Here is a 12948-nt window from a genome sequence, read left to right as displayed (position 1 = left end):
ATCCTAGGAGTTATGAAACAGGTAAAAATCGTAATTACAGGCGGCCCCTCTGGTGGCAAAACAACTCTGATCGAAGCTTTGAAAAAAGAGCTCGGACAAAAGTGTGCAGTGGTTCCCGAGGCTGCCAGCATTCTTTATCGCGGGGGCTTCCCTCGTTCAAAAGAATCCCAAGGCGCGATCAACACTCAACGGGCGATTTACTTCACGCAAAAAGAACTTGAAGACATGGTTTGCAAAACCAGTGGTAAGTCCTTGATCGTCTGCGATCGAGGATCGATTGATGCTTTGGCTTACTGGCCCGCTTCACCGGAACATTTTTTTGATAATATCGGCTCTGATAAAAAGACAGAGTTTTCCCGCTACGATTGGGTTTTGCATTTGGATACCGCAGATGCGGATCATTACGACACGACCAATGCCATTCGAACGGAAACTTTCGATGAAGCTTCCACATTGAACTCAAAAATCATGCAAGCCTGGGAGGGTCATCCCCGTCGCATCGTGATCGGTCACAACAAAGATTTTCTTTCTAAAATGACGACGGCACTTTCAGTAATCAACGCCATTATGGCCCATAAAAGTGCTGACGATATCAACAAGGAGCTTTTGACATGAAAAACTGGAGCATTCTGTTTTTAGCTCTTGTAGCAAGTTCTATTGCCCAAGCTGAGTCTCGTAAACCCATGCTGTTTCAAGCCAGCCGAAACAACATCCAGGTTTTGCCCCAAAGATTTGAATACACGTTGATGGACGAAGATCGCTTAAAAGTCGGCGACATTCTGATCGACTCAACGAAAGTAACCTTTGATTTGCAAGCTCCGACAAAAAACGATGCTCCCTATAAGGTTCGCTTCACCTGGCCTGCCGATCTGTTGAAAGATGGAGAACTGGCCATTAAAAACAATGCAGGTAAAGCCATCTTCACCACGCGTTTGGATCAAGAAAATGTTAAGATCTCTAAAAACGAACGCGATCAAGAAAACCTGCGCTCAGATTTAGCAAGCCTCACAGTTGAACTGAAAGATGCAAAAATCGTTGAAGACATGAAATATCTGCCTTTTATGACTTTCTGTATCTATCGTCAAAGCGAGGAAACGCAAACTTACTTGTGCTCGAAGGAACTTTATCTTTCAACACAACAAGGACAGCTGGCCGTGCGCCCCCGCTCCTCTTCTAAAAAAGTGGCCCAAGTTGAAATCAATGGGAAAGTTGTCGGCAACCAAGGAATCATCTACTTAAACGATCGTTCCGAAAGTGTGGCATTCAAAGCCCTGACTCAAACCGGTGCCTTCCTTGAAATCGACACGCGCATGAATGATGTGGATTTCAAAGACGCTGTACAAAGTGACAACGGCCAAAGAATCATTATGACAGCTTCGGGAGCTGATCCTGCTGATGGCAGTAAGGTCCGCAGACTCTCTGATGGCAGTTGGCAAGTGGCTCTTTCTAAAGAGCGCCCTTTGCTCTATCTCAAAGGCGATGGCGACATTCCAATGCGCCAAGAATTTTACGTCAAGGGCAATGTTCCCCCTGCTAAGATTCGCCCCACTCTGTTACCTGACTCAGTTACGAAAACTTACTCCTCGAAAGTTCAATTGGAAGGTAATGCTCCCAATGATGTCACTGTCAGCGGCGACGGCTCTGACAAAGATGCAAATTTTCAAAGCCAAGGCAGTCACTTCACGTGGACGATCAGCAACCTTCCTGCTGGCAAAAGCACTCGTCACTATGTGCAAGTTCAAAGTGGCTCTGATAAGTTTGTAGCCGGCTATGACATTGAACGTGGAAATCCTTTTTCTGCTTGGTTGGGTGCACGTTATCAAACGCCATCAGGAATCGCATTTGGCACATTTGGTTTTGAATGGTGGTTTGAAAACTTTTTGGGAGTGAACTCAGACATCTCCCACATGCATTGGGGTTTGACTGTCAGCCGCGATCAGCATTTGACAACAAATTCCAGCTATCCTGAAGTCGACCTGACGACGGCAGAACTGAGCCTTCGCGCGACTCCGGGTTTTCATTTGATTGATGAAACTTGGGGCGTCAGTCTTCCTGTGCAAATGGTCCAAGGCAAGGACGCGAGCTCAATGACTTTCGGCTTGGGTGCTTTCGTTCAAAACAAGCCGACGGTTCGTTGGTTCAAAAGAATGGCCGAGTGGACCGAGCTTAAACTTCAATACTTCCCAAGTGGCTCTGGCAGCTATTTCAAAGTCAACAGTGCCTATCGCCTGGAAGGAAATGCTTATCTTCCAATGAAAAAAGATTTCTACCTGAAATACGGCCTGGGTCTGACGGGTTACAAGTACGAACCTGCCGGAGTCAAAGAAGACATGCAAATGGAACTAAATGGAATGGCTTACTGGAAATTCTAAAGTACGGACACACTTTGTCCAAATAAAAAAGGCTGGGATTAATTCCAGCCTTTTTTATTTGGACTAAGTGTGTCCGTACCTTTTGCCGCTATTTCTTTTTGAAGAAACCTGAAACCATTTGTTTCAAGTCCATATTGAAGACGTCTTGCTTTTGATTTTTCGCTGCCGCACTCAATGTCGATAGTTCCCGACGGGCCGACATGAAAGAAGCATCCATTGCAATGGCTTTTTCAAGCTGTTTACGAGCGCCCGCCGCATCACCACGGACTTTTTGGAAAAGCCCCATAACAAACGGATACAAAGCATCATAGCGCTCATCTGGAGGGACTTGCATCATCTCCATTTCTACTTCTTTACTTAAAGCTGCACGGCGAACGCCGTCTGAAGTTTGCGCCACACCCAATTTAGCCCATGAGCTATAAAGGAAAAGCTGTGCTTGTTGTGGGTTCAATTTTGCAATCTCTGCCACCATCGTCATAGCTTTTGCGTATTGCGTGTACTGCAATGCTTTTTTTACATCTTCCAACATGCTGTTGGCTTTAAGTTTGTTTTCCGCTTCAGAGCGTTTTGCTTCCTGACGGAATTGAGTCGCTTTATTCGAGTCCTGCGCAACCAGAACTGCATCTTCTGCTTCTTTCTTGATACGCGTCCACAAAATACCCACCTCTGATTTTGGATCAGCAGGCTCAGGTCCCAATGCAGTTACGAAATCCTCAAGGACACTCTCCAAAGAAGATCCCATCGTACCGCTTTCCATGTAGGAAACGATTTCAAAACCGTTTTTACCTTCAAGGTTGGCCCACACTTTCTGCAAGGATTTCAATTGAACCTCAGGACTTTCAAAGGCCGCTCTTTGAGCGAACACAATCAAACCCTTGGTCAATAGGAAGCGGACCGCTTTGTAAACACCGATCTCTGTATAGCCTTTGACATCCAAAAGCTTATTGATCGTTGTTTCCCCGTCAATCTTAGCCATGAAGCCATCCAAAGATTTAATCATCGACACGCTTAATGCCGGATGATCCTCGACGAATGTTGGACTTTTCGCAATCACGTTGCCCGTCCAAATCATGTAGAAAGACTTCAACCATTTCAAAGACAATTTCGAAGCAATCCAGTCGTGCAGGTACAATGACAAGGCGTCAGCATCAATCGACGGATTGGACATTTCAACTTCGGCAGCCGCAAAATTCACGCGGATCTTTTCATCCACGATCGTTTTCACCAGACGGATATTCATTTGCTCCATCAAGATCAAATCGAAGGCATGCGGACTTAGTTGATTGTTTTGGATGAGATAATTACCAATACGACGGTTGTTTTTATCGCGCAAAGCGGTTTGCACGTCCGTCGGAGTGGCATAGCCTGATTGGATCAACATCTCCCCCAAGAATGTCGTTTTATCGTCAACGTCAACACCTACGATGTTACCGTTACAGAACGAAATACCAGAGACAGATCCATCAGAATTATAAATATTTAAATAACCACTGCTCTTTGTTTCCACTAACAGTGAATACAAGAACGGCAAGTCAAAACCGCTGACCTCTTCAATCGACTCAATAACTTTACGCTTTTGGCGGTTAGTCACTTTAGGATTGGAGAACATTTGGTAAAGAAGCTTACGAGCACTCGTAGTTTCTTCACGTGAAGAAGCTTCCTTCTTCACCAGTTTCAATACTTGATCCATTTCAAATGGCTTACGCAAGAATGCCAAAGCCTGAGTTTTCTGTGTTGCTTCTTGAATGAAAGACTTATCTGTAAAGATACCGCTCATCAAAACAACTTTAAAACGCAAGTTTGGATGCTCCGAACGAATGCGTTCGATAAAATCCATCCCCGTCATTTGCGGCAACATACAGTCACAGAAAAGGAATTCGATATTATTAGATGTCAGCATTCCCGTCGCCTCATCAGGACGGCTTGCAACAAGGACAGAATGCCCCGCACGACTCAGAATTTCCTTCAGTGCCGTAGAGACGGATTCGTCATCTTCCAAAATAAGGATTTTACTTTTTGCATCGCTCACGAATCTCTTGTCGGAAATAAATGCTCGTAAATGAAGGTTAAAATGAAGAAAGCGAGCCTGGGAACCAGGGCTCGCTTCACTTTCTAGACCATCAACCTAGACTATGGTTGAGGAATTTTACTTCTTAATGAACTTGAAGTATTTGGACTCGATGACGTCCATTTCCATTTCGTTACCATCTTCATCTTTTACACTTTCGGGAGGCGTCACAGACCCCTCTTTGAATTCGGTACCGTATCGGAATAGAACGTTTTTCTCTGCGCCCGAATCGTCATTATAGTAAGGCACAAAGAAAGAACTTACTTTAGCAGAGCCCGGCAAGAACCCGTCTACCATGTTAATTTGATCTACGATCACTTTCGGGCAATTTGCGAATGTGATGTTAGCTGATCCCGCAGTTCCCATCCATTTGATCCACTCACGGATACCACAGGAATTGATACTCTTAACGCCGCCAAGTTCCATTTCAATTGCCTGGTTACCAGACAAGTCGAATTGCGAAAAATCGACATCTTCATCGATTGTTCCATTCATCTGAACAGACAACTTACTAGCTGCTTTGTCCATTTTTACGTCGAGTTTACTCATCCTTAAAATCTCCCGTTACAAGAACATTCCTATATTACTAAACGCCGTCGTTTTTCACTACAAAAAAGGTCACGTCATCGACTAAAGGGGCCCCTTGGCGGTGCGCCTGAAAGCTCTTAGCGAAACGCTCGACCGAGTCACCGACCGCTGGGAAGTCCTTATTCGCAGCGATAAGTGCTTTAATAAATTCCCGCTCTCCCCATGCGGTCTTCCCTGGATCTTGGATGTCAGGGATACCATCAGTATAAAAGAAAACTGCATCACCTGGGGATACCTGAATGCTAGTTTGCTCATAAAGAGAATCGCGGGCCTGTCCCAATCTGGGATTATTCACTTCGTTCAGGGCCACTAAGTCTTTTTTCTTTAAAGGATCGTCCGATTTTTTAATCAAAAACGGAGCCTCGTGAGAGGCATTACAATAAACGAAACGACCCGTCTGCAAATCAAAGCTCGCAAGAAAAAATGTCATCATGATGCGACCTTTGGAAACATCATAAATAGAGCGATTTAAAAGTTCCATCGCTTTTGCCGGTGAAATATCCAAGCGCTCAATAATCGTCGATGCTGATTTCGCAGCACTAGTAATTAATGCTGCGGGAGCTCCATGCCCTGTTGCATCCCCGATCCACAAGAAAATTTTCTCGCCCACTTTACAGTAATGCCACCAGTCACCACCGCACTCAGATGCCGGTTCGTAAAAACCCGCAATTGAAAGAGGACCGATTTTTGCGCGCGCATCTGGGAACAGAGTTTCCTGCACCGTTTTCGCTGTTTGCAGCTCCGATTCCATACGTGCTTTTTCAGCAGTTTGTTCAAGCAAACGAGAAACCTCAGCCGCCATCAAATTGAAATTATCAGCCAAGCTTCCAACTTCATCATTCGAGGAAACATCCACTCGTACGTTGAAATCACCTTCTGAAACTTTTTTAGTTGCGGTAAACAATTGGGTAAGAGCATGTGTGATACCTGTTGAAGCAAACAAACTGATAATCACCGTCAAAGAAATCAAAATACCGAAAAAGATCAAAGATTTTCTAATTAGAATTTGAACGGCACCTAAAGCTTTGGATTTTTCAATTGTAGTAACAACTGTCAAATCACCAAATCCCGCCTTAGAAAATGACACCAAGTAATCAACGCCATTTCCGGCCTTAACTGTTTCAGCACCTTGAGCAACTTTGCTGCCCGTGTCTGCAAGGAAGTTTGGTGTCACCACCGTTTGCAACTTTTGACCAACCATTCCCTCAGGTCCGAACAACACGGTGCCATCTTTAGCTATCAGATACATTTTTTGAGAAGTCGCAGCATTGAACATCTCAGAGGCTTCGCTCATACGAACCAGCATGGCAAAGACGGTCGCCTTGGTTTTGTCTTGGTTCATCACTTTATCCATGATCAAAACCCGGTCATCATTAAACGGAACTTTCACGACGCGTTGATTGGCTTCAACTTCTGCCAAATACATGGGCAAGTGGGACTGGATCGATTTCAAAAGGCCGTCCGCACCTTCAGGAACTTTTTCAAGGGCCGCCACTTTTTGATATTGCCCGTTCGCACCGGGAGAGAAAACGATCACGTCTTCGATACTGTACTCATTATCAAAAATAGATTTTGCGACAGGAGTGAATTTATAAACCGAAAGATAATCTTGATAGATGGGTTTTGCTGTACCCAGGACCGCATTGAGCTGTGTCTTAATTTGAGCCGCCATCGTTCCCGACATGCTGCTGGAAGAATCAAAGACATAGGCAATCTTATCATCTTCAAAGATTCGCATCGCCAGCACCAGATATGCCGTCAATGTAATCAATGGGATCGAAGTTAGAAGCAATAGAACCTTATATCTAATTGATATGCCACGTTTTTTCACAGAGTTAGTATGACTCGTAACAAGAATCCCGAAAAGAAATTCTCATATAAGTTAGCCCTAGGTCCATAAATTAAAATCGTTGCTTCGCCGATGAGATTACGGGGAGAACTATGCAACGTTTAGGTAAAACAGAGAAAACGATATTTGGCGTGGCCGTGTTGGTACTGCTGTTGTTCTCGTACTTCTTGTACGACGACTCTCTTCTATTCCCTAAAGGCAATCAAAGTGAAATGGAACTGATAGGTAACGTAGCGACTTCGCAAAACGACGTCCGCAGAAAAAACCTAGATACATTCAGTTGGTTACCCGCAAACCGCGAAGACAAAATCTTTGATAATGATTCCATTTACACCGGCGACCGTTCTGAAGCGCAAATCCGTCTGCAAGATGGCACTGTCATTCGTATCGCTCCAAACTCACTGATCACTCTTAACATGAAGAACGGTCAGATGTCCCTGGACCTGCGTTACGGTAATTTAGTGGGTGATATCACTCAAGGTTCACAAATTAAAATCAAATCCGGCGCCGAAGAATTCAATCTGGATGGTGGCGGTAAAATCGAGTTCAAAAAATCTCACTCCGGCAACGTCGACCTACGTCTGTTAGCCGGTAAGGTAAACTATCAAGATAAAAAAGTTCGTAAGTCATTGGATAAAGAGCAACCCATTGCTGTTTCCCCGCAAGGTGTAAAATCTCTTGTGAAACCCACGGTCGAGTTGCTGACTGCCAATAACACCACCTATGTTCGCGAAAATCCTGACGACAAAATGCCGTTCAACTGGCGTGGTCGCGGCAACATCGCTCGCTTTGAAATGGAAGTTTCGCCGACTGCTGACTTTAATAACGTCGCGGTTGTAAAAACAACCACTGACGGAAAAATTGAAATCGCAGACCCCTTGGAGCCAGGTCCCTATTTCTGGCGGGTCAAAGCCTATGATCGCAATGGTGAGGTGGGAACTTCTGAAACTCGTCAAGTGACTCTTTTGCACTTGAACGTTCCAGTGATCACGTCGCCTAATCAGAATGCTAATTTTCAGATGGAACTTGAAGTAGACGACCCTTCTCAACTTGCGATCTCTACTGAGGTTCGTTGGTCGGCAGACTCCTTACTTAAAACATATCGCTGGCAAATTTCTCAGGACGAAAAGTTCGAAAAAGTTTTACGTGAAGGAAACTCTTACGTGCAAAACATCCTAACCCCTCGCTTGCCGTCCGGCGAATATTGGGTGCGCGTCAATGGAACGACTCAAGACAAAAAAGTGTCTTCTTGGTCGGCAGCAGTTCCATTTAAAATTCAAGTCACAGCAAAAAAAGAACCAATTCCAGAAAGTCCCACATTGGTTGCAAAGGATATCAAGTTCCGCATCCCTCGCCCTACAGAGCGCAGACCCGCTAGCGAGATGGCTCCGAAATTGGAATGGACACCTGTTTCAAAAACTCGTGGCTATCGTGTGCAAGTATCTAAGGACTTGAATTTCCAAAATCCACAACAGTTCGACGTGTCGGACACCGCCACTTTGTGGTCACAAATGGATAAAGGTCAAAGTTATTACCGCGTTTATGCAATCAGCCCTAAGGGTCAACTAAGTCCTCCAAGTGAAACGGGCAGCATCTTTGTTGAAGAAATGAGACCAGCTATCACCGCTCCTACTTTGATGGAGCCATTTAACAACATGTCGATCTTCTTGCAAACTCAGCAAGAGCCGTTCATCTGGCTTGAATGGAAAAAAGTTGCCGGTGCTACAGGATACACAGTGGAAGTTTCTGACAAAGAAGACTTCTCGAATATTCTTTACACCTCAACTTTGGCGAACAATCGTTACTTGATTAAGAGCAAAGTTCCACTGGGCAAAATCTATTGGCGCGTCCGTGCGGAAGCCAAGGGAGATATCCCTTCTGATTGGGCGAGTAAACGAGAGTTCACAGTCTATCATCAGAAAAACGAAACGTTTGTAAAGTAAAATGAAAATACAATACTCGCTGTTCGACACCTTGCTAGAACCGGTTTTTGTTCTGAACGCAGAACAAAGGGTGATCTATTGCAACGAAACAGCGGCTATTGTTTGCGGTCTTTCTGTCAGAAAGATCACTCGTGGATCTATGAAGTTCTTGGATCTATTTACTTTCAGCGAGCCGATAGAAGGTTTAGACAAACTCATTCATATCTGCGATCCCACTCCTTATAAAGAAGTGACATTCCAAACGCCTCAAGGCGGCGAAGGCAAGGTGCAAATCACTTTGCAGCCCGTCTTTGATTCCATGGGTGATAAAAATTGGATCGTTTTTGTGCGGGACGTAACTCTGGAAGAACGCCTGCAAAAGAAATATCGCGCCGAGCTTGAACAAAAAGAAGACGTCATCAAAGATCTTGAAGACGCTAAAGTTCAGTTAGAAAACTATTCTAAAAACTTGGAAAAAATGGTCGCTGACCGCACTGCGGAGTTGTCACGTTTAAATCAGATGATGACGGCTCTATTGGACAGTTTAAACCAAGGCTTCTTAATCTTTAATGAGCAAGGTAAAGTTTTGGAAGTCACATCCAAAGCCTGCGAACACACGATCGAAGGTCGTCCACAGGGTCAAAATATTTGGGATGTGCTAAAACTTCCAGCGAATAAAGTGGATGGCTTCCAAAAGTGGATGAAGACTGTTTTCATGGAAATGCTGCCCTTCGAAGACTTAGCACCCTTGGGACCAGCTTCCTATCCACACTCTGAAGGCAATCGTATATCTTTGGAGTACTTCCCGCTTCGAAATGCGGAAGGAAAAATGGATGGCGTGGTTCTGGTTGCTTCTGATATCACTAAATTGGTTGAAGCTCAGGAACAAGCGGTGCGCGATCGTTCTTACGCAAACTTGATCATCAATATGGTTCAAAACAAAAACCAAATCGGTCGTTTTGTTCGTGAGTCAGAATCTCTTTTGTCGGAGTTAAAATCGGGCCTTAAAGCCTCTTGGGAAAACGCGGACGATGAATCCCTTTTTCGCCAACTGCACACCTTAAAAGGTGGAGCGGCGCTATTTTCCATTCAAGACATGACAGAATACTGTCACAAAGCTGAAACCCTGCTTTCTGAATTCAAAGAGTCTAGAAATGCAGAACAATACAAAAAGTTGCAAGACGAAACTCTTTTTATTGAGTCTTCTTTCCACAAGTTTTTAATAAAATCAGAGGACATTCTTGGCAAAAAAGCCCTGTCTCAAGAGCGTCAATTGGAAATTCCACTTAGCAAATTGCAAAATACGGTGGAAAAACTGCAGTCACTTCCGCAGGGAAATACAGCAGCGCAATTGCTTTTAAACGACCTCATGATGGAGTCCATAGGCTCTTTCTTTGAGTCCTATAACGACGTCGCTCAAAAAGTGGCAGAGAAACAAGACAAGCAACTAAACCCCGTTATTTTCAAAAACGCCGAACTAAAAGTTTTGCCAGAGATTTATTCGACTCTGTTCGCCACGTTCGTGCACTCATTCCGTAACTCTGTCGATCATGGCATCGAGGCCCCTACTGTCCGTCAGGAGCAAGGAAAACCCGCGGCTGGTACAATCATCGTGCAATTTAATCTTTTAAGAAAGCATGCCATAGATTGGTTGCAAATTCGCATCGACGACGACGGTGCGGGCGTGAATGCCAAAGTGATTCGAGAAAAATTAACTTCAAAAGGTTTTGACGTTTCTAAACAATCCGATGAAGAAGTTATCCAGCACATCTTTGACAGTCAGTTCTCCACTCGCGAACAAGTCACCGAAACTTCGGGCCGTGGAGTGGGTATGGATGCCATCAAACATGCGGCAGAACATCTAGGAGGCGCGGTCCACGTGCGCTCTGAATATGGAAAAGGCACAACCCTGATAGTGGAAGTGCCTTACATGACAGATCTGGTGCCTGCTAAAAAATTGCAAGCAGCATAAGCAAAAATATTTAACTCATTAAAAAATAAACGACATAGGCTGCGAACGCGACCCAGTGAACGAGATTCGCAATCAGATAGACTTTGCCTTCCATGACCATATTACGGCGGGCATTATTTGGCTCCGCAACAAGGGCTTTGTTCGTCACGCCCGTGATATAAAGTGCCGCGATCAAGAAACAAGCGACTCCCAGAACCAAATTCACGATGGTGATGGCACGAAAAACATTATCCCAATCCTCTGCTGCCGACAGTCGCCCCACGTAAGGTGCCAGAAATAACACAGCCACAGAAACGATCACAGGCAGCAAGAGATATTTCACCACCAAAATGCGCCAGTTTTTAAGAGCGTCATTGATGCGCGTATAATTATGGTCTGCGCAAATGGCCGTACGACGATACAATTCAAAAGATTGCGGAGGCAACAATTCCGGATTGAAAGAAGATATTGCTTCCAATACGTATTCACTACGTTCAAGAATCACCGTGAACTTATAGCTTTGACCGTCTTTCATCACCAAAGTGAAAGAACCACCTTGATAAGGTAAATGCGAAAGCTTTACTTCCTTGATATCTGAAAAAGGAACTTCGATAAGCTTTTTATCCTTCCCCACCATCTGTAAGCGATCCGGAAAGATCGATACTTGGGTAAAAGAAAGCGGCTTAAAGAAAGAGAACGCTTGAAACATCAAGATCGCCGGCATCGGTAAAGCCAACGCGATGAAACTTAAGGCCGACAGGGGGGCGCCCTCTTCAAATGATATGATAATCATTGGCACAAACGGCAACAAAAACGCCAACGACAGAGGAAAAAGAAGGTAATAAATAACTTTTAAAAGCGTGCGATCTGAAAGAGTTCTTTTAAGGCCAACTCTTGGTGAAAACGTTTGGGTTTGTTCCATTCCCCTCGCCTAACTTTATTTTTGGTTGTGTTTAGTCCAAGCTGCTTTCAATTTGTCTTCGAAAATTTTCGCAGAAAAAGGCTTCACAATATACTGAGATACGCCAGCCAAAACTGCTTCAGTCACCTGATCGCGTTCTGACTCTGACGTCAATAGTACAAAAGGAAGGTTTTGCCACTCTGCCGTCGCACGAACGTGCTTTAGCAAATCAAGACCCTTCATTTTTGGCATGTTCCAATCTGAAATGACTAATTGAATACTGGAGCCAGGATTATTTGCCTGCATCAGAACTTTAAGTCCTTCCTCTCCATCTCCCGCTTCTTGAATGTTTTTGAAACCCATCGCTTTCAGCGTGTTTTTCACCAAGTCTCTAATGCTGGGCATGTCATCAATAACAAGGATGCGTGTTTCGAGGGGGAACATAGGACTCCTTAAACCAGTTCCCTTTATTTTAGAAAACTCCTCACGGAATTAACAACGGATTTCATTTTACAAGAGCGGCCCCTGGACTTTGTGCGGGTGCCAACCATATATAATCGGCGCGGACTCCATATTCTGTATGAGGATTCACCTCATCCTGGATTTCCGACTCGCTTAGATCCGCCGTGTTCACCTGCGCAAATGTCACAACCGGAGTGTTCGGGGAACGCACATGAATGCGATCAGGAAGTCCACCACCATAACGAACATGAAACTCCCCCACGACAATCACCAAGACTTGATCCGGGTGCGCCTGAATATAATCCGTCGCTCGCCAGGCCATCGTGTCATCCCAAATAGACTGCGCTGCAAAGTAGCGCTCGCCCGCAGCTGGATTTGGCAGATGAGGCATCATCTCCAGAAATCGCTTCTTATAAGAGTCACGTCCCAAAGAAAACTGTGGCGGCAACAATGCTTTTTCCTGCTCTGTCAAAGCGCCAAGACCTTGCTTTGCGACTTTGCCAGTTAAAGTACGTGGAGCATTCAAAGCCACTGTCTTAGCACCTTCCGAAAGATTCGGAAAAATCGCCTGCTCACGATAGAAATCATAGGAGGGCTGGCTCCAACCAATCGTTTTCAGGAAGTCGACCTCTGGCAAGCCCCCGGAACGATAGGCATCCACATGAGCCTGATCAGTATATGTAAAAAATTCCATTCCAACGGCAACCCGGTGCCCTTGGGACCTCAGCTGGGTCATGATTTCGACTTGTTGACGCTGGTGCTCTGACAGTCCATGGTTCTCTCCGACCACTACAATCGACCCTGGAGTGACTTTGGAAAGGGACTCGGATAATGA

At 44.9% G+C, this 12948-nt stretch carries 10 protein-coding genes; 4 read left to right on the top strand and 6 right to left on the bottom strand.

Translation table 11 applies throughout. The features are described 5' to 3' along the window. Positions 1-12: 12 nt before the first annotated feature. Both B9G69_RS11490 and B9G69_RS11485 read left to right on the top strand, forming a co-directional pair. Positions 13-615, top strand: coding sequence for an ATP-binding protein (locus tag B9G69_RS11490; RefSeq protein WP_265437754.1), 603 nt, complete (start codon positions 13-15; stop codon positions 613-615). Beyond that, the gene (locus B9G69_RS11485; RefSeq protein ID WP_265437753.1) at positions 612-2372 is read left to right on the top strand and encodes a hypothetical protein; all 1761 of its coding nucleotides are present in this window, start codon (positions 612-614) and stop codon (positions 2370-2372) included. The genes B9G69_RS11490 and B9G69_RS11485 overlap by 4 nt, the downstream gene beginning before the upstream one ends. A gap of 88 nt (positions 2373-2460) precedes the next feature. On the opposite strand, the gene B9G69_RS11480 is transcribed toward B9G69_RS11485, so the two are convergent. From B9G69_RS11480 to B9G69_RS11470, 3 genes are all read right to left on the bottom strand, one after another. Then, the gene (locus B9G69_RS11480; protein WP_088614927.1) at positions 2461-4401 is read right to left on the bottom strand and encodes a response regulator; all 1941 of its coding nucleotides are present in this window, start codon (positions 4399-4401) and stop codon (positions 2461-2463) included. Positions 4402-4518: 117 nt separating this feature from the next. After that, positions 4519-4989, bottom strand: a complete 471-nt coding sequence (locus B9G69_RS11475) for a hypothetical protein (protein WP_265437752.1) — start codon at positions 4987-4989, stop codon at positions 4519-4521. A 37-nt stretch (positions 4990-5026) separates the two neighbouring features. Continuing rightward, a complete protein-coding gene (locus tag B9G69_RS11470) occupies positions 5027-6859 on the bottom strand; it encodes a SpoIIE family protein phosphatase (protein WP_088614928.1) in 1833 nt (610 codons plus the stop codon). 110 nt (positions 6860-6969) lie between these two features. On the opposite strand from B9G69_RS11470, the gene B9G69_RS11465 reads away from it, so the two are divergent. Together B9G69_RS11465 and B9G69_RS11460 are read left to right on the top strand one after the other, a co-directional pair. Next, positions 6970-8820 carry a FecR domain-containing protein gene (locus tag B9G69_RS11465; RefSeq protein ID WP_088614929.1) on the top strand — a complete coding sequence of 617 codons (1851 nt, stop codon included), beginning with the start codon at positions 6970-6972 and terminating at the stop codon, positions 8818-8820. 1 nt (position 8821) lies between these two features. Further along, positions 8822-10771, top strand: coding sequence for an ATP-binding protein (locus tag B9G69_RS11460; RefSeq protein WP_265437751.1), 1950 nt, complete (start codon positions 8822-8824; stop codon positions 10769-10771). A 10-nt stretch (positions 10772-10781) separates the two neighbouring features. Here the strand turns inward: B9G69_RS11460 and B9G69_RS11455 are convergent, their stop codons facing one another. From B9G69_RS11455 to B9G69_RS11445, 3 genes are all read right to left on the bottom strand, one after another. Continuing rightward, positions 10782-11672 carry a hypothetical protein gene (locus tag B9G69_RS11455; protein WP_088614931.1) on the bottom strand — a complete coding sequence of 297 codons (891 nt, stop codon included), beginning with the start codon at positions 11670-11672 and terminating at the stop codon, positions 10782-10784. A 15-nt stretch (positions 11673-11687) separates the two neighbouring features. Beyond that, the gene (locus B9G69_RS11450; RefSeq protein ID WP_088614932.1) at positions 11688-12095 is read right to left on the bottom strand and encodes a response regulator; all 408 of its coding nucleotides are present in this window, start codon (positions 12093-12095) and stop codon (positions 11688-11690) included. Positions 12096-12156: 61 nt separating this feature from the next. Continuing rightward, positions 12157-12903: a ChaN family lipoprotein gene (locus B9G69_RS11445; protein ID WP_254916815.1), complete on the bottom strand. Its 747-nt coding sequence runs from the start codon at positions 12901-12903 to the stop codon at positions 12157-12159. Positions 12904-12948: the final 45 nt, after the last annotated feature.

The organism is Bdellovibrio sp. SKB1291214, from assembly GCF_002209355.2.
Lineage (GTDB): Bacteria > Bdellovibrionota > Bdellovibrionia > Bdellovibrionales > Bdellovibrionaceae > Bdellovibrio.
The sequence above is the reverse complement of the archived record's forward strand: the minus strand, read 5'-3'. Positions and strand labels throughout refer to the sequence as shown.

Coding starts and splice junctions, on each gene's coding strand:
- B9G69_RS11490 (WP_265437754.1), top strand. CDS start 13: ATGAAACAGGTAAAAATCGTAATTACAGGCGGCCCCTCTGGTGGCAAA.
- B9G69_RS11485 (WP_265437753.1), top strand. CDS start 612: ATGAAAAACTGGAGCATTCTGTTTTTAGCTCTTGTAGCAAGTTCTATT.
- B9G69_RS11475 (WP_265437752.1), bottom strand. CDS start 4,989: ATGAGTAAACTCGACGTAAAAATGGACAAAGCAGCTAGTAAGTTGTCT.
- B9G69_RS11465 (WP_088614929.1), top strand. CDS start 6,970: ATGCAACGTTTAGGTAAAACAGAGAAAACGATATTTGGCGTGGCCGTG.
- B9G69_RS11460 (WP_265437751.1), top strand. CDS start 8,822: ATGAAAATACAATACTCGCTGTTCGACACCTTGCTAGAACCGGTTTTT.
- B9G69_RS11455 (WP_088614931.1), bottom strand. CDS start 11,672: ATGGAACAAACCCAAACGTTTTCACCAAGAGTTGGCCTTAAAAGAACT.
- B9G69_RS11450 (WP_088614932.1), bottom strand. CDS start 12,095: ATGTTCCCCCTCGAAACACGCATCCTTGTTATTGATGACATGCCCAGC.